This window comes from Klebsiella sp. GB_Kp056, from assembly GCF_040064755.1.
Taxonomy (GTDB): Bacteria; Pseudomonadota; Gammaproteobacteria; order Enterobacterales; family Enterobacteriaceae; genus Klebsiella; species Klebsiella quasipneumoniae.
Genome location: NZ_JBEAJA010000039.1, coordinates 1 through 17,067 on the forward strand (window position 1 = coordinate 1; position 17,067 = coordinate 17,067).

General features: G+C 60.6%; 17 protein-coding genes. 10 read left to right on the plus strand and 7 right to left on the minus strand.

Annotated features, from left to right (window positions below):
• Positions 1-42 precede the first annotated feature (42 nt).
• On the minus strand, positions 43-663 hold the full coding sequence (pcaG, locus tag ABLV52_RS06130; RefSeq protein ID WP_023289913.1) for a protocatechuate 3,4-dioxygenase subunit alpha: 621 nt from the start codon (positions 661-663) through the stop codon (positions 43-45).
• Positions 660-1,400 carry a protocatechuate 3,4-dioxygenase subunit beta gene (gene pcaH / locus ABLV52_RS06135; protein WP_348890165.1) on the minus strand — a complete coding sequence of 247 codons (741 nt, stop codon included), beginning with the start codon at positions 1,398-1,400 and terminating at the stop codon, positions 660-662. The genes pcaG and pcaH overlap by 4 nt, the downstream gene beginning before the upstream one ends.
• Positions 1,401-1,639: 239 nt before the next feature.
• Here pcaH and ABLV52_RS06140 point away from each other — a divergent pair, with 239 nt between their 5' ends.
• The 4 genes from ABLV52_RS06140 to rimL all read left to right on the plus strand — a co-directional run bounded on the left by ABLV52_RS06140 (position 1,640) and on the right by rimL (position 7,129).
• On the plus strand, positions 1,640-2,983 hold the full coding sequence (locus ABLV52_RS06140) for a VOC family protein (protein WP_023289911.1): 1,344 nt from the start codon (positions 1,640-1,642) through the stop codon (positions 2,981-2,983).
• Positions 2,984-3,024: 41 nt separating this feature from the next.
• Positions 3,025-4,530, plus strand: a complete 1,506-nt coding sequence (locus tag ABLV52_RS06145) for a carboxylesterase/lipase family protein (RefSeq protein WP_044523531.1) — start codon at positions 3,025-3,027, stop codon at positions 4,528-4,530.
• A 311-nt stretch (positions 4,531-4,841) separates the two neighbouring features.
• Positions 4,842-6,497: a glucan biosynthesis protein gene (locus ABLV52_RS06150; protein WP_032453098.1), complete on the plus strand. Its 1,656-nt coding sequence runs from the start codon at positions 4,842-4,844 to the stop codon at positions 6,495-6,497.
• 53 nt (positions 6,498-6,550) lie between these two features.
• Positions 6,551-7,129, plus strand: coding sequence for a 50S ribosomal protein L7/L12-serine acetyltransferase (gene rimL / locus ABLV52_RS06155; RefSeq protein ID WP_032453097.1), 579 nt, complete (start codon positions 6,551-6,553; stop codon positions 7,127-7,129).
• On the opposite strand, the gene ydcK is transcribed toward rimL, so the two are convergent.
• Positions 7,115-8,095 (minus strand): YdcK family protein, encoded by a 981-nt coding sequence (ydcK, locus tag ABLV52_RS06160; RefSeq protein WP_348890166.1) that lies wholly within the window; start codon positions 8,093-8,095, stop codon positions 7,115-7,117. The genes rimL and ydcK overlap by 15 nt on opposite strands.
• Before the next feature lie 111 nt (positions 8,096-8,206).
• Here ydcK and tehA point away from each other — a divergent pair, with 111 nt between their 5' ends.
• The 3 genes from tehA to ABLV52_RS06175 all read left to right on the plus strand — a co-directional run bounded on the left by tehA (position 8,207) and on the right by ABLV52_RS06175 (position 10,734).
• A complete protein-coding gene (gene tehA / locus ABLV52_RS06165) occupies positions 8,207-9,211 on the plus strand; it encodes a dicarboxylate transporter/tellurite-resistance protein TehA (RefSeq protein WP_048297635.1) in 1,005 nt (334 codons plus the stop codon).
• Positions 9,208-9,804, plus strand: a complete 597-nt coding sequence (gene tehB, locus ABLV52_RS06170) for a tellurite resistance methyltransferase TehB (RefSeq protein ID WP_044523527.1) — start codon at positions 9,208-9,210, stop codon at positions 9,802-9,804. Before tehA ends, tehB begins: the two co-directional genes overlap by 4 nt.
• 261 nt (positions 9,805-10,065) lie before the next feature.
• Complete coding sequence (locus ABLV52_RS06175; RefSeq protein WP_348890167.1) at positions 10,066-10,734, plus strand: DUF3313 domain-containing protein; 669 nt, start codon at positions 10,066-10,068, stop codon at positions 10,732-10,734.
• Positions 10,735-10,781: 47 nt separating this feature from the next.
• Here the strand turns inward: ABLV52_RS06175 and ABLV52_RS06180 are convergent, their stop codons facing one another.
• Entirely contained in the window at positions 10,782-11,678 is an 897-nt protein-coding gene (locus tag ABLV52_RS06180) for a DMT family transporter (protein WP_023289904.1), read from the minus strand.
• 186 nt (positions 11,679-11,864) lie between these two features.
• On the opposite strand from ABLV52_RS06180, the gene ABLV52_RS06185 reads away from it, so the two are divergent.
• Entirely contained in the window at positions 11,865-12,734 is an 870-nt protein-coding gene (locus tag ABLV52_RS06185) for an AraC family transcriptional regulator (protein WP_064154536.1), read from the plus strand.
• Here ABLV52_RS06185 and ABLV52_RS06190 read toward each other — a convergent pair.
• Entirely contained in the window at positions 12,711-13,877 is a 1,167-nt protein-coding gene (locus ABLV52_RS06190) for a benzoate/H(+) symporter BenE family transporter (protein ID WP_032453093.1), read from the minus strand. The two genes, ABLV52_RS06185 and ABLV52_RS06190, sit on opposite strands and share 24 nt — an antisense overlap.
• A gap of 183 nt (positions 13,878-14,060) precedes the next feature.
• Here ABLV52_RS06190 and ABLV52_RS06195 point away from each other — a divergent pair, with 183 nt between their 5' ends.
• Positions 14,061-14,630 (plus strand): XRE family transcriptional regulator, encoded by a 570-nt coding sequence (locus ABLV52_RS06195; RefSeq protein ID WP_023289901.1) that lies wholly within the window; start codon positions 14,061-14,063, stop codon positions 14,628-14,630.
• Positions 14,631-14,640: 10 nt separating this feature from the next.
• Here the strand turns inward: ABLV52_RS06195 and ABLV52_RS06200 are convergent, their stop codons facing one another.
• Complete coding sequence (locus tag ABLV52_RS06200) at positions 14,641-14,808, minus strand: hypothetical protein (RefSeq protein ID WP_032429169.1); 168 nt, start codon at positions 14,806-14,808, stop codon at positions 14,641-14,643.
• A 33-nt stretch (positions 14,809-14,841) separates the two neighbouring features.
• Between ABLV52_RS06200 and ABLV52_RS06205 the strand changes: the two genes are divergently transcribed.
• Complete coding sequence (locus tag ABLV52_RS06205; protein ID WP_032453092.1) at positions 14,842-16,803, plus strand: U32 family peptidase; 1,962 nt, start codon at positions 14,842-14,844, stop codon at positions 16,801-16,803.
• A gap of 12 nt (positions 16,804-16,815) precedes the next feature.
• On the opposite strand, the gene ABLV52_RS06210 is transcribed toward ABLV52_RS06205, so the two are convergent.
• Positions 16,816-17,049: a DUF2554 family protein gene (locus ABLV52_RS06210; protein WP_032428865.1), complete on the minus strand. Its 234-nt coding sequence runs from the start codon at positions 17,047-17,049 to the stop codon at positions 16,816-16,818.
• Between the last annotated feature and the right edge of the window lie 18 nt (positions 17,050-17,067).

A 17,067-nucleotide genomic window follows, 5' to 3' on the forward strand; every position in this document is an offset into this window, starting at 1 on the left:
CGCCCCGGCTGTGCGGGGCGACGGCGGTGGTCTGCATGGCCGCTAGATATCGAAAAAGACGGTTTCGTTCTCGCCCTGCAGATAAATGTCGAAACGATAGACCACTTCCGCACCGCGAACTTCGCGCTCAGCGATTAAGGTTTTGCGTCTCACCTCCCACTCGATGAGATTCAGCACCGGGTCGCTGGCGTTGGCCTCGTGCTCATCGGCGAAATACATCCGCGTATTGAGGCCAATATTGATCCCCCGGGCCACCACCCACAGATTGACGTGCGGCGCCATCAGACGGCCATCGCGGCCAACCACCGCGCCGGGCTTGATGGTTTCAAAGCGCCAGACGCCGGAGGTGAAGTCAGAGCAGGTGCGCCCCCAGCCGCGAAAGCCCGGGTCGACCGCCTTCTGCTGCTGACGATCGTCAGGATGGTTATAGCGTCCCGCGGCGTTGGCCTGCCAGATCTCCAGCAGCACATCGCGGACCGGGGTTCCGGAGCCGTCGATAACCCGGCCTTCAATGGTGATCCGTTCCCCGACGGTATCGGCGGTGGTGAGAACCGGACCAAAATTTTTCTCAAAAATATGGAAACCCGCGGCGTCCGGCGCCAGACCAATATGAACATAGGGTCCCGCGGTCTGCGAGGCGGTTTCAGGCAGATACTCTTTCATCGGGCGGCCCCCTGAGTGCGATTTTCAAACAGCGTGGCGCGATGGCCGCGCAGAACAAGGTCGAAGCGGTAGGCCAGACAATCCAGCGGCACGGCGGCGTGCATGTCCAGCTCGGCGATCAGGGTGCGCACGGCGTCGTCATTATTAATGGTTCTGACGATCGGGCACTGCTTGATCAGCGGGTCGCCTTCGAAATACATCTGGGTGATCAGGCGCTGGGCCCAGGCGTCGCCCGAGAGCGAGAAATGAATATGCGCCGGACGCCAGTCGCTGGCCTGGTTGCGCCAGGGGTAGGGGCCGGGCTTGATGGTGCGAAAACAGTAATAGCCGTTCTCGTCGGTCAGCACCCGGCCGCAGCCGCCGAAGTTCGGGTCAATCGGCGCCAGATACTGATCTTTTTTATGTCGATAGCGGCCGCCGGCATTGGCCTGCCAGACTTCCACCAGGGTGTTTTTCATCGGTCGGCCGAAGCCATCCCGCACGTAGCCGTGCACAATGATCCGCTCGCCAATCGGCAGGCCATCTTTGGCATAGTTAAGGATAAGGTCATTATCCAGCGGACCCAGGTCGTCGCGGCTAAACACCGGGCCGGTGATCTCCGACAGCGAGTTCTGCAGGGAGATCAGAGCGTTTTTCGGGGAGCGCAGGACGCTGGTTTTATAGCCCAGGGCGTAAGCGGGCGGGTGACTACTGTAATCGCGATGGATAACCTCGCGCGGGGACCATTTATCGTTCATCGGGTACTCCGTATAGAGGGTAGAGGGGCATGTTGTTGTAATGTCGCCAGAAACAGTGTGTGTAAATGTATTGTTAATTTAAAGTGAAATTACCGGGTGTTTTTCATAACCATCGGTTATGTTCTGCGCTATGCCCGTGACCGGAAGCAGGTTATCGCCATCACAGTTTGTAAATTCTTCCCCCCGCCGGGAGGCAGCTTTCCTACACTCCAGGAAGTATTCACTGGAGGTAACACATCATGGCGAACACCATCACGGCTGATGAGATTCGGGAGCACTTTTCGCAGGCCATGTCGGCCATGTACCAGCAGGAAGTTCCGCAGTACGGGACGCTGCTGGAGCTGGTGGCTGACGTCAACCTGGCGGTACTGGAAAATAATCCGAAGCTGCATGAACAACTGGCCAACGCCGACGAGCTGGCGCGTCTGAACGTTGAGCGCCACGGGGCGATCCGCGTGGGCACAGCGGAGGAACTGGCGACGCTGCGTCGCATGTTTGCCATTATGGGGATGTATCCCGTCAGCTATTACGATCTCTCGCAGGCCGGCGTGCCGGTTCACTCCACAGCGTTTCGTCCTGTCGACGATGCCGCGCTGGCGCGCAATCCGTTTCGGGTTTTTACCTCGCTGCTGCGTCTGGAGCTGATCGAAAACCGCGCTCTGCGCGAGCGGGCCGAGGCGATCCTCGCCCGGCGCAACATATTCACTCCCCGCTGCCTGGCGCTGATCGCCCGGCACGAGGCCGAAGGGGCCTTCACCCCAGCGGAAGCCCGCGAGTTTGTGCAGGAGGCGCTGGAGACCTTCCGCTGGCACCGGCATGCCACCGTCGATGAGGAGACCTACCACGCGCTGCATCGCGAGCATCGCCTGATTGCCGATGTGGTCTGCTTCCCGGGATGCCATATCAACCACCTCACGCCGCGGACGCTGGATATTGACCGCGCGCAGGCCCTGATGCCGGAGTGCGGTATTGAGCCAAAGGCCCTGATCGAAGGTCCGCCGCGCCGGGAGGTACCGATCCTCCTGCGGCAGACCAGCTTCAAGGCGCTTGAGGAGCCGGTGATGTTCGCCGGCGAACACCGCGGCACCCACAGCGCCCGCTTTGGCGAAATTGAGCAGCGCGGCGTGGCGCTGACGCCGAAAGGGCGCGCGCTGTACGACCGGCTGCTGCAGGCGGCAGGGACCGGCAAAGACAATCTCAGCCACCAGCTGCATCTGCAGGAGGTGTTCCGCGAATTTCCCGACAGCGAATTTCTGCTGCGTCAGCAGGGGCTGGCCTGGTTTCGCTACCGCCTGACGCCGGCTGGCGAGGCCCATCGCCAGGCGTTTCGCCCGGGCGACGATCCCCAGCCGCTGATCGAGCGCGGATGGGTGGTGGCCCAGCCCATCGTCTATGAGGATTTTTTACCGGTCAGCGCGGCGGGCATTTTTCAGTCCAATCTGGGTAACGAAACCCAGGCGCGCAGCCACGGGAATGCCAGCCGCGAAGCCTTTGAGGCGGCGCTGGGCTGCCCGGTGCAGGATGAGTTTGAACTGTACCGGCAGGCGGAGGAGCGCAGCAAACGACGTTGCGGTCTGCTGTAAAATCAGTACCCTGCTGGCATCAGCCTTACAGGGAGCAGGTTATGCAACATCCGTCGAAACCGTTGGCGAAAACCCGGCAGGGCACGCTGGCCGGGAGCGCAGAGCAGGGGATCCATATCTGGCGCGGCATTCCGTACGCCGCGCCGCCCGTGGGGCCGCTGCGCTGGCGCGCGCCGCAGCCTCCCGCCCGCTGGCATGGCGTGCGTCAGGCCGACGCCTTTTCCGCCGCCAGCTGGCAGGACATTGACTACTGCCGCGAACTTGGCGGCGGGGATCCCGGCCGCTTCAGCGAAGACTGTCTCTATCTCAACGTCTGGGCCCCCGCCAGCGCAGCGCAGCCGCTGCCGGTGATGGTCTGGCTGCACGGCGGCGGGTTTACCATCGGCGCCGGCAGCCTGCCGCCTTACGATGGCCTGGCGCTGGCCAGCCGCGACGTGGTGGTGGTGACGGTCAACTACCGACTGGGCCATCTTGGCTTTTTCGCCCATCCGGCACTGGAGGAAGAGGCGGGCGAGCGTCTGTATAACTTCGCGCTGCTCGACCAGATCGCCGCCCTGCAGTGGGTCCAGGAGAATATTCACGCCTTCGGCGGCGACGCCGCAAACGTTACGCTGTTTGGCGAATCCGCCGGGGCGCGCAGCGTGCTGTCGCTGATGGCCTCGCCGAAAGCGAAAGGGTTGTTCCATAAAGCGATTATTCAGAGCGGGTATACCTTACCCGACCTGCCGCGAGAAAAGGCGCTGGAGAAAGGCCGCCTGCTGGCGGAACGCTTCGCCTTGCCGCAGGCCAGCGCCGAACAACTGCGGGCGATCCCGGCGGAGGCCTTCTGGTCGCTAACCGCCCCGCTGAATATCGGGCCAGCGCCCATCGCCGGCGATGTGGTGCTTCCGCAGCCGATGCTGGAGACCTTTTTTGCCGGGCGCCAGCATCCGATGCCGGTGATGATCGGATCCAACAGCGATGAAGCCAGCGTGATGGCGGTGTTTGGCGTCGATATCGCCGGGCAGATCCAGAAGCTGCGCCGCGAGCGCCGTCTGGGGCTGGGACTGATCAAACTCCTCTATCCCGGCGTCAAGGGGGATGAAGCGCTGGGGCGGGAAGTCTGTCGGGATATGGCGTTTACCACCCTCGGCTATGTGGTGATGCAGGCCCAGCAGCGCGTGGGCCAGCCATGCTGGCGGTACTGGTTCGATTATGTGGCGGAAGCGGAGCATGATGTCTATCCGCACGGCGCCTGGCACGGCAACGAGGTGCCCTACGTGTTTGATAACCTGCGGCTCACCGACCCGGTGCGGCAATATGCCAGTAAAGCGGATCTGGCCTTCGCCGCTCAGGTCGCTGACTACTGGGCCCAGTTTGCCCGCGTCGCCAGCGGCGAGCAGGTGCTTGCCGGCGCGGTGCGTTGGCCGGCGTGCGTGCGCGGACGGGATCGTCTGCTGCGCATTGGCCTGCATAAGCGTGCCGGATTTAAAGTGGAGAATCGCTTTATGCGCGCCCGGCTGGCGCTGTTTCGCCGGGTGATGAAGCATCACGTGACCCTCGAATAAAGGGGATGGGTCGCGGCTCAGCGGGGCGCGGCCCTGCTGCAGGCCGCGGGCGGCTAAGAAACGCCCCGGCGACGATACAGGATGAGTGCTGTCCGCTTTGTTTGCAGGCGGGCCCTGGGCTGGATATAGCGCTCTCCCTCCGCCGGTGATGAAAAAACAGCCTGTTCTGGTAGACAGGGCTTTTTTACCGTTTTTCTGCGGGCAACAATTGGATTATTAATCGTTTTTGTCTAGAGTGGGCGGAAATTATCACGCAGCGTGATGACGCGTTGCGAATCAATTCACCCGTGCAGAAGGACGCTTTCTCAGGCATGAACCGCAGACGTTTTCTTAAATCTTCCATGGCTGTTGCCGCCGTATGCGGAACGTCAGGAGTCGCTTCCTTATTCAGTCAGGCCGCGTTTGCTGAAGACGCGGGCATTGCCGACGGGCAGACACGTCGTTTTGATTATGCCGTGCTGCAGGCGATGGCCCACGATCTGGCGCGCCAGCCGTGGGGCGGCGCCCCGCGCGATCTGCCGCCGACGCTGGCCAATCTCACCCCGCAGGCTTATAACAGCATCCAGTATGACGCCAACCACTCGCTGTGGAACAATATTGAAGAACGCAAACTGGATATCCAGTTTTTCCACGTCGGGATGGGGTTCCGTCGCCGCGTGCGCATGTTCTCTTTAGACGCCGCCACCCAGCAGGCGCGCGAGATCCACTTCCGGCCGGAGCTGTTCAAGTACAATGACGCCGGGGTGGATACCCGCCAGCTGGAAGGGCAGTCCGACCTCGGCTTCGCCGGGTTCCGGGTATTTAAAGCGCCTGAGCTGGCGCGCCGGGATATCGTGGCGTTTCTCGGCGCCAGCTATTTCCGCGCGGTAGACAGTACCTACCAGTACGGCCTCTCGGCCCGTGGGCTGGCGGTGGATACCTTTACCGATACCCCGGAAGAGTTCCCCGATTTCACCTCTTTCTGGTTCGAAACGGTCAAAGGGGACGCCACGGTATTCACCGTTTACGCTCTGCTGGACAGCCCGAGCATCACTGGCGCCTACAAGTTCACCATCCACTGCCAGGATACCCAGGTCATTATGGACGTGGAGAACCATCTCTACGCCCGCAAGGATATCAAACAGCTGGGTATCGCGCCGATGACCAGCATGTTCAGCTGCGGCAACAACGAGCGTCGGATGTGCGATACCATCCACCCGCAGATCCACGACTCCGATCGGCTGTCGATGTGGCTGGGCAACGGCGAATGGGTCTGCCGGCCGCTGAACAACCCGCAGAAGCTGCAGTTCAACGCCTTCCAGGACAAGAACCCGCGCGGTTTTGGTCTGCTGCAGCTGGACCGCGATTTCTCCCACTACCAGGACGTGATGGGTTGGTATAACAAGCGTCCCAGCCTGTGGGTGGAGCCGCGTAACCAGTGGGGCAAAGGGGCGGTCAGCCTGATGGAGATCCCGACCACCGGTGAAACGCTGGATAACATCGTCTGCTTCTGGCAGCCGGAAAAGGCGGTGAAGGCGGGCGACGAACTGGACTTCCGCTACCGCCTCTACTGGAGCGCGCAGCCGCCGGTGAGCACCCCGCTGGCGCGTGTGCTCGCCACCCGCACCGGGATGGGGGGCTTCCCGGAGGGATGGGCGCCGGGGGAACACTACCCGGACAAGTGGGCGCGTCGTTTTGCCATCGACTTTGTCGGCGGCGATCTGAAAGCGGCCGCGCCGCGCGGTATTGAACCGGTGATCACCCTCTCCAGCGGCGAAGCGAAGCAGATTGAGATCCTCTACGTCGAGCCGTTCGATGGCTACCGGATCCTGTTCGACTGGTATCCGACCTCCGACTCGACCGACCCGGTGGAGATGCGTCTGTTCCTGCGCTGTCAGGGCGAAGCCATCAGCGAAACCTGGCTCTATCAGTACTTCCCGCCGGCGCCGGATAAACGTAACTACGTCGACGACCGGATCATGAAATAACCCCGTCACAGCCGTGGCCCCCAGGCACCCCCTGCGGGCCCGTAGAGAGCCCCATGACCACAGACATTCCAGCAGTACCTGAGTCGATCCCGGTGACCGAGGGACTGACGCTTACCGCCATTGATGAGCGTTACGTCAGCGACCTGCACCAGCTGGTGGTGAAAAACCAGCGCTGGCTACAGCAGTCGCTTAGCTGGGCCGGAGAGGTGCGCAGCGAAGAGGAGACCCGCCGCCATGTGCAGGGTAACGTGATGCTGCACCAGCGGGATTACGCCAAAATGTTTTTGCTGTTTCTCGATAAGCGGCCGATTGGCGTTCTGTCGTTCAACCAGATCGAGCCGCAGAATAAGACGGCCTATATTGGCTATTGGATCGATGAAGATTGCCAGGGGCAAGGGTATCTGTCCCGTTCCCTGCAGGCCTTTATCCACTATTATGCCCGCAGCGGGCTGGTGCGCCGGTTTGTGATCAAATGTCGGGTGGCGAATACCCGCAGCAACCAGGTGGCGTTGCGTAACGGGTTTGTTCTGGAAGGCTGTCTCCGCCAGGCCGAGTATCTGAACGGCAGCTATGACGATCAGAATATCTACGCCCGCATTATTGACCGCGACGAGGCGCTACAGGGCGCCTAACAGCGGCGTTCGGGTGATCTGCTGCTGGCCGTCGAGGGTCTTCGGGCCGCGCAGGTGAATGGCTTCTCCTTCCCGCGCGGCGATCTGCACCTCGTCCCCAAGCGTGACCTGGTGCTCAACGATCACATCGCCGACGATGACAGCCCGACCCTGGATCAGCACGTCGTCGTCAAGCAGAATCGGTCCACCGCGCAGCTGCGCCTCGCCGCCCACCATCGCCCGGTGCTTTAGCAGACAGTTACCTTCAATCACCGCATTCTCCGCAACCTGGGAACTGTAGCGCACAGTGGGAATGGCATCCTCGCCGCGACCCGCGATCAGACGGGCATGCCCGTAAATCCGCGCGTTATCGCACACCCAAACGTCATTCTCCTCGTTTCCCTCAAGCCTGGCGTGGTCAAAGACTTCCGCCCGATGTTCGACAAAAGCGTGCTCGACGTAGGCCTCGCCATAGATCTGCGCCTGATGGAGAATGCGCGACGCGCTGACGGTGGCTCGCTGATAAATCTGCAGCACTTTGTCGCGGTCGGCGGTCAGCCCGCGGGCGGCAATCACCTGACAGTGGGGCAGAAGACGCGCCTCGTCGGCGAGGCGACAGTCACCGCGCACCGTACTCAGGCTAATCGTGACGTTGTCACCAATCTGCGCGTGATGGCTGATCTGCGAGGCGTGAATGGATGCCCGTCCGCTGATGATAGCCCCATGGCTGACCTCGCAGGGGCCATGGAGTCGGGCATCGTCGAGGATGCGCGCCCCGGCGAAGACTACGCTGTTGGCATCGTAGATCCAGCACTCTCCCAGCTGGCTGAGAGCGCTTTCCTCCTCCACCCAGCCGCCTTCGCTGCCCGCTTTGACGTCAGCGAAATCGATAAGCGCCACGATCTGGCGCAGGGTGACGCACTGTTTGCCATCCTCTCCCTGGTAACAATACTGCCGGGTCTGTTCGCTGAGACGGTATTTACGCATTCCCGATCCTCATTACTTATGGTTAACATAAACATAGCAAAGATCGCCGTAGCGCGTGGGATAAGGTTCCTTTAGAATGCAACTTCAAATTAAATTGATATCATCAATAAAATGAACAAAACGCATACGTCGCGGCAGGTGCTGAACCTGCCGGCGGGTTACTTTGGCATGGTGCTCGGCACCATCGGGATGGGCTTTGCCTGGCGTTACGCCAGCACCCTCTGGCCGGTCAGCCGCAGCATTGGTGATGGGCTGGTGACGCTGGCGATGGCGATGTGGGTCCTGCTCAGCATGGCGTTTATCAGCCGGGCGATCCGCTTTCCGGCGAGTGTGCTGCAGGAGATGCGACATCCGGTCAGCAGCAGCTTCGTCAGCCTGTTTCCCGCCACCACCTTGCTGGTATCGATTGGTCTGGTACCCTGGTGCCGGCCGCTGGCCATCGGGCTGTTTGTGCCGGGCGTGGCGCTGCAGCTCGCCTATGCCGCCTGGCAAAGCGGCGGCCTGTGGCGGGGAAACCATCCTCGCGAGGCCACTACGCCGGGGCTGTATCTGCCCACGGTGGCGAATAATTTTATCAGCGCGATGGCCTGCGGCGCGCTGGGGTTTACCGACGCCGGACTGGTGTTCCTTGGCGCCGGAGTCTTCTCCTGGCTGAGCCTTGAGCCGGCTATCCTCCATCGTCTGCGCAGCGCAGGCGAACTGCCGACCGCGCTGCGCACGTCGTTGGGGATCCAGCTGGCGCCTGCGCTGGTGGCCTGCAGCGCCTGGCTCAGCGTCAACGGCGGGGAGGCTGATACCTTTGCTAAGCTGCTGTTTGGCTACGGTCTGCTGCAGCTGCTGTTTATGCTGCGTCTGATGCCCTGGTATCTTCGCCAGCCGTTCAATGCTTCTTTCTGGAGCTTCTCGTTCGGTATTTCCGCACTGGCCACTACCGGCCTGCATCTGGGCCAGGCGAAGGCGGATGGCTTTTTTCATCATCTGGCGCTGCCGCTCTTTATTTTTAGCAATCTGGTCATCGGCCTGCTGCTGCTGCGCACAGGGCTGCTGCTGGTCAGCGGGAAACTGTTGCTACAGGTTGACCGGGAAACACTCCTGAATAAGAAGGAAGGATCATGACAACGCGTGACGCGGACTATTTTAGTGAAAAATATGGCCTGACCCGTACCCACTCCGAGGTGCTGCATGCCGCGACGATGGTGCCGCCGGGGCGGGCGCTGGATCTGGGCTGCGGCAACGGACGTAACAGCCTTTATCTGGCGGCGAACGGCTTCACGGTGACGGCGTGGGATAAAAATGCGATGAGCATCAATAATCTGGAGACTATTCGCGCCGCCGAAGGGCTGGATAATCTGCAGACCGCGGTGAAAGACCTCAACAGCCTGACCTTTGACGGCGAGTATGATCTGATCCTCTCCACCGTGGTGATGATGTTTCTTGAGGCCGGCGCTATCCCGGGTCTTATCGCCAATATGCAGCGTTGCACCGCCGCCGGGGGCTATAACCTGATTGTCGCGGCGATGGACACCGAGGACTATCCCTGCACCGTCGGCTTCCCGTTTGCTTTTAAACCCGATGAACTTCGGGAGTACTACCGGGGCTGGGAATTACTGAAATACAATGAGGACGTCGGTGAGCTGCATCGGACCGACGCCAGCGGCAACCGGATCAAACTGCGCTTCGCCACGCTGCTGGCGCGCAAGCCCGCATAATCCTCAGCGGCGCGTGAAATGGCTGAGATTGACCGCGCCGCCTTGCGCTAATACCCATCGGATAAAGCAGCGCGAAAAGCCTCGCTGAACAGAGGGTTAAAGGCGACCTGTTCACCTATTAAGTAATTATTTAATAACGTAATGTTGATCCCATCAATATTTGTATATCTTCCTTGACGAAGCCCTCATTTTGTCACAAAACTACTGGGTCTTATCTGCTATAACGTCTGCCGAAAAAACTGCATTTACAGGGATCTCTTTATGCGTACTCGCGTGTTATTTAAAGTCGCCGCTCTGGCGGGGATGTTAGCGTTGACGGGCTGTGCGTCCAAACTGGCGCAGCCGAATCAGTATTCGGGCTTTTTAAAAGATTATTCCAACCTGAAAGAAGCCACCACGGCCTCCGGCAAGTCGGAGCTGCGCTGGATCGACCCAAACTACAATCCGGCTAAGTACGATAATGTCGTCTACCATCCGGTAACGTACTATCCGGTACCGAAGCCGACGACCCAGGTCGGTGAAAAGGCGTTGCAGGATATTCTTAATTACACCAACAAACAGCTCAAACAGGCCATTTCCGAGCGTAAACCGCTGGCTACCACCGCCGGCAAGCGTAGCCTTATTTTCCGCGGGGCGATCACCGGGGTGGACTCCAGCAAAGAAGGGCTGCAGTTCTATGAAGTGGTTCCGGTCGCGATGATTGTTGCCGGTACTCAGGCCGCCACCGGCCATCGTACGATGGACACCGACCTCTATTTTGAAGCCGAACTGATTGACGCCAGCACCAACAAGCCGGTGATCAAAGTGGTTCGTAAAGGGGAAGGAAAAACCCTGGCCAATGAAAACACGCCGCTGACCATCGAAACCATGAAGCAGGTGATCGATGATATGGCGGTCGACGCCGTCAAATTCGACCCTTCCCAGCGGTAATCTCGCCAGCGCCGTCTGCCGACGGCGCTGTTTTATCTTCCGCCGTTTCAGGCCAGCTTTCGGCGCAGCAGCAGCTGTTCCGGTTTGGCAAACATCACCAGATTACCCAACAGGATCAGCGCCAGTCCGATAACGGCGTTGCTGTGCCATACATAGCCTTCATAGACGGTGGAGATGGACAGGGCGACCAGCGGAAACAGCAGCGTACTGTAGGCGGCTTTGCTGGCGCCGATGCGTCCCACAAGGGTGAAATAGGCGCCGAAGGCGACAACTGAGCCGAACAGTGCCAGGTAAAGCAGGGCGCCAAGATAGCTGACGGTCCACTCCGGCATAAAATTATCCCCGCGGAGGAGTGCGATGGCGCCCATCACCAGCGTGCCGTACAGCATCGCCCAGCTGTTGGTGGTCAGCGTCTCCAGCCCCCGCCGCTGGTGACGAATACTGAACATATTGCCCAGCGAAAAGCCGTAAGTGCCCAGCGCGCTCAGACCGATCCCCCACAGTAGCGAAGCGTTCAGCCCGTTGGCCAGCAGGTCATCCCAGAACAGGGTGACGATACCGGCCAGACCGAGCGCGGCGGCAGCCCAGAAGCGTCCCGGCGGCTGCTGACGGAAGAAAAGAAAGCTGTTGATGGCGTTAAACAGCACCGCCATGGAAAAGATCACCGATTCCAGACCGGTGTTGATCCAGGCGGCGGCGGTATAAAAGCACCAGAAATTGAAGCAGAAGACGCAGCAGCCCTGCAGCAGGCAGCAGAGATGGTCCTTCGCGCCCAGCGGCCGCAGACGTCGCGTGACGAGCAGAATCGCCAGCATCGTGACGCTGGCCACGGCGAAACGCCAGAAAATCGATACCGGCGCCGCCACCGGCCCCTGCTGTAAAAAAATCGCAATCCACGTCGTTCCCCAGATAACGACAACGAGTGCATAAAGTAATGCGTTCACCCTGATTCTCCTCTGCCTGTTGAAGGGAGGAGTATGCCGCCTGCCGCAACCTGCGGCTTTCACCCGCTTGTTGTCGGCTTGCAAATTCTTGCGCTTATTTGTCTTTCGCCGGCGGTGAGGACTGGAAACCGCGTCGCAGTCTCCCTAGACTAGAGTTTTTCCAGACAGGACAGATGCGTGAAGGCGATGGGTTACGGGACGTTTGAAACATTACGGCGACAGAACGCGGTGCTGAAGGGCACCGTGGAGCTGAATTCCGGTATTCAACTGGCCGCCTGGTATAACAACTGCGATACCGTAACGGTACGCAGCGATCATCATACCTTAAGCCTGTACGTCGCCGATGGTTATGAAAGCTATCAAAAGACGCCGCACGGCTGGAAGAATGGCGGCGGCCCGGATCGCTTTTGCCTGATGCCGAAAGGCGATGAAAGCGTCTGGGATATCCGCGGCGATCTGTCGTTTGTCCATCTCTATTGTACCGATGCGCATCTGCGCCGCGTCGGGGAGGAGGTGTGGGATCGCAGCCCGGCGAACTTCACCCTGCAGGAGAAAACCTTTGCCAGCGATGACAAAATCACCACCGTGTATCGTCAGTTTTTGCTGGCTAATGACTGGCGACAGCCGGCGAACCAGCTGACCCTTAGCGCCGCCAGCAGTTTATTGCTCACCCATCTGATCCAGCACTATTCCACCGTGCAGTGGCGCTTGCCCTCGGTCACCGGGGGACTGGCGCCGGGGGTGAAGCGTCACGTGCTGGCCTGGATCGACGCTCACCTCGATCAGCCATTGACCCTGGCCGACCTGGCGCAGCAGGCGGGATTGAGTGAATTTCATTTTGCCCGTATGTTCCGCCAGTCGCTGAATATGGCTCCGCATCAATATGTGATGCAGCAGCGAATGGCGAAGGCGCAAAACCTGATCTGCCACAGCGCGCTGCCGCTCACCGAGATCGCTCTGGCCTGCGGTTTCAGCTCCGCCAGCCATTTCAGCCATCGGGTCAAAGCCGCCACCGGCCTGACGCCGACCCAGCTACGGGCGGCGCAGCGCGGATAGCACGCCGTAGCTCACTCCGCCGAGCACCACGCCCCAGAATGCGGAGCCAATTCCCGCCAGCGTCACGCCGCTGGCGGTGATCAGAAAGGTCAGCACCGCCGCGTCGCGCTCACTGGCCTGATGTACCGCCTGAAACAGACTACCGCCGATGGTGCCGAGCAACGCCAGGCCGGCCAGCATCTGGATCCACGCTGGCGGCAGGGCCGACATCAGCGCGGTGATCGATCCCCCGAACAGACCGGCCAGCAGATAAAAACCGCCTGCGGCCATGGCCGCCAGCCAACGCTGCTGCGGATCCGGGTGCGCCTCCGGGCTCTGGCAGATGGCGGCGGTGATCGCCGCAATACAGATCGAGTAGACCCCAAACGGCGCGAGTAGCAGCGCCAGCCCCCCGCAGACAACGATCAGCGCGGAGACCGGTACGGCATAGCCTGATGCCTGCAGGGTAGCGAATCCGGGCGCGTTCTGTGAGGCCATGGTCACGAGGAAGAAGGGCAGGCCGACGCTGAGCAGCAGCGCCGGGGTAAACTGCGGGGCGATCCATTCCGGCGCCACAAACGCCAGCGGCACAGCGGCGCTGGCCACCTCCCCGGAGGCCGCGGCAATCAGCGCCCCGGCAACCAGCGCGGCGACCACGGCGAAGCGGGGCCACAGCGCCTTACACAGAAGCCAGGCGGCGAGCATGCCGCCGCACAGCAGCAGATGATCCTGGAAGCCGGCGAAGGCCTGCAAACCGAAACGCAGCAGAATGCCGGCCAGCATCGCGGCGGCCAGCGAATGGGGAATGATTTTCATCAGCCGGGCAAACAGGCCGGTGACGCCGCAGAGGACGATCAGCGCATTGGCGAAGATAAATACCCCCACCGCCTCAGGGAGGGTCACCCCCTGCAGGCCGCTGACCAGCAGGGCGGCGCCCGGCGTTGACCAGGCGGTGAGCACCGGCACTTTTCGCCAGCCGCTCAGCGCGAGGGTGCTGACGCCCATGGCGAGGCCCAGGGCCGTCATCCAGCCGGCGATCTGCCCGGGCGTGGCACCGGCGGCAGCGGCAGCCTGCCAGATGATGGCGGCAGAGCTGGCGTAGCCCACCAGCACGGCGACGAAGCCGGCGAACAGGGTGGGAAGCGGAACGGTAAACGAGCGCATAGTTTTCTCTTGTGCGTTATAACGTCCGATTACTCTATCATTGTGCGTTTTAGCGCACAAGGTTCCTGCGTGGTGAGGGCTGCGCACCGCGGCTCTTGTCGCAAACGGCCCGCGATGCCGCTAATCGCCCTGTTGAATCAGGCAAATGGAGGTATACTCTGGGCTGAAAAATCAGGAGGTAGGATGAATATTGCGCAACATCTGGCGGCCACCCTCAAAAATCTGCGTCAGCAGCGCGGCTGGAGCCTGTCGCGTCTGGCGGAAGAGACCGGGGTGTCGAAAGCCATGCTCGGGCAGATTGAGCGGAATGAATCGAGTCCGACGGTCGCGACACTGTGGAAGATTGCCACCGGGCTGAACGTGCCGTTTTCGGCGTTTATCGTTCCGGATGACGGCGCGGCGCCCTCCGCGTTTGACCCGCAGCAGCAGGCGATGGTGGTGACCCCGGTCTTCCCGTGGGACCCGGAGTTGCGCTTTGATCATTTCTCGATAACCCTTGCTCCCGGGGCGCTGAGCGAATCGACACCGCATGAGCAAGGGGTGATTGAGCATGTTGTCGTGATTAGCGGTACCCTGGATCTCTGCTTACAGGGGGAGTGGCACTCGCTGCAGGCGGGTGAGGGTCGGCGCTTCGCCGGCGATGCGGCGCATGCCTACCGGAACAGCGGCGCCCAGGCGGCTCATTTCCATTCGCTTATCCACTATCCAAAAGAAAAAACCGCGGGCGAACCCGCGGCCAGACAAGATGACTGATGATAACCACTCACAACGTGACGAGGAAAATCCGGAATACGTGATGACAGTACTCTGTACGGTGATTTGAGGGAAATATCTTTTCCTTCAATACTTTGCTGAAAACTGAAAATTCGTCGTCGCGCGACGGCGGAAAAGGTTTTCGTCTGCGCCCGGTTCTGACTACAATAGCCGCCATTTCGACCCCCTTATACTGGATAACAACACGCGTATGCGCCTGCACAATCATCGTCTTGAACTTCTTAGTCCTGCCCGCGACGCCGGTATCGCTCGCGAAGCGATCCTTCACGGCGCCGACGCCGTTTATATCGGTGGACCTGGCTTTGGCGCCCGCCACAACGCCAGCAACAGCCTGAGCGACATCGCCGGTCTGGTGCCTTTCGCCCATCGCTTTGGCGCCAAGGTCTTTGTGACGCTGAACACCATTCTGCATGACGATGAGCTGGAGCCGGCACAGCGGCTGATTACCGATCTCTACGACGCGGGCGTCGATGCGCTGATTGTCCAGGATATGGGGATCATGGAGCTGGACCTGCCGCCGATCGAGCTGCACGCCAGCACCCAGTGCGACATCCGCAGCGTGGAGAAAGCAAAGTTTCTCTCAGACGCCGGTTTCAGCCAGATCGTGCTGGCGCGCGAGCTGAACCTCAGTCAGATCAAAGCCATTTACGATAATACTGACGCCACCATCGAATTCTTTATCCATGGCGCGCTGTGCGTGGCCTATTCCGGCCAGTGCTACATTTCCCACGCCCAGACCGGACGCAGCGCCAACCGCGGCGACTGCTCGCAGGCCTGCCGCCTGCCGTATACCCTGAAGGACGATCAGGGGCGAGTGGTGGCCTATGAAAAACATCTCCTGTCGATGAAAGACAACGACCAGACCGCCAACCTGGCGGCGCTGATCGATGCCGGGGTGCGCTCCTTCAAAATCGAAGGCCGTTACAAAGACATGAGCTACGTGAAAAACATCACCGCTCACTACCGCCAGATGCTGGACGCCATTATTGAAGACCGCGGCGATCTCGCGCGCGCCTCGGCAGGGCGCACCGAGCATTTCTTTATCCCGTCCACCGATAAAACCTTCCACCGCGGCAGCACCGATTACTTCGTTAATGCCCGTAAAGGCGATATCGGCGCCTTTGATTCGCCAAAATTTATCGGACTGCCGGTGGGCGAAGTGCTGAAGGTGGGTAAAGACCATCTCGACGTCGAGGTCAGCGAACCGTTAACCAACGGCGATGGCCTTAACGTGATGATTAAGCGTGAAGTGGTGGGCTTCCGCGCCAATACCGTGGAAAAAACCGGCGAAAATCGCTATCGGGTGTGGCCGAACGAGATGCCTGCGGATTTGCACAAAGTGCGCCCGCATCAGGCGCTCAACCGCAACCTTGATCACAACTGGCAGCAGGCGCTGCTGAAGACCTCCAGCGAACGCCGCATCGCCGTAGACGTCACCCTAAGCGGCTGGCAGGAGCAGCTGGTTCTCACCATGACCTGTGAAGATGGCGTCAGCGTGACCCACACCCTTGACGGGGAGTTCGCCGAAGCTAACCAGGCGGAGAAAGCGCTGGCCAATCTGCGTGACGGTGTCACAAAACTGGGGCAAACCATTTACTATGCGCGCGAGGTGCAGGTCAATCTGCCGCCGCTGTTTGTGCCCAACAGCCTGCTCAACCAGCTGCGGCGTGAAACGGCCGAAATGCTGGATGACGCGCGGCTCAACGCCTGGCAGCGCGGCACCCGTAAGCCGGTCTCTGTGCCGCCGCCGGTCTACCCGGAGACCCATCTCTCCTTCCTCGCCAACGTCTATAACCACAAGGCGCGGGCGTTCTACCAGCGCTATGGCGTGCAGCTGATTGACGCCGCCTATGAAGCCCACGAAGAGAAGGGCGATGTGCCGGTGATGATCACTAAACATTGCCTGCGCTTTGCCTTCAATCTCTGTCCGAAACAGGCGAAAGGCTCCATCAAGAGCTGGAAAGCCACGCCGATGCAGCTGATCCATGGCGATGAAGTGCTGACCCTGAAGTTTGACTGCCGTCCGTGCGAAATGCACGTGGTCGGCAAGATCAAAAACCATATCCTCAAAATGCCGCACCCGGGTAGCATCGTGGCCTCCGTCAGCCCGGACGAGCTGATGAAGACCCTGCCGAAGCGCAAAGGGGCCTGATCCGCGGCGACGCTACTGGCTGTGTGATGCCCGCGGTTTGCGGGCGTCCTGCCAGCGGTGATGCTCGCGCAGGTCGGCGGCGTTCTCTTCGCACCGGCTGCGAAGCTCATCGCTATCCGCCTCGTGCAGCAGCTGCTGCTCGAGGCTCTGTACCGGAAAGTAATCGTGCCCCTGACGGTGGGCCAGCAGATGCCCGGAAAAAAGCGCGCACAGCAACAGCAGGGCGCTCATGCTTCTCCTCAACATACCTTTTCTCTGTGAATC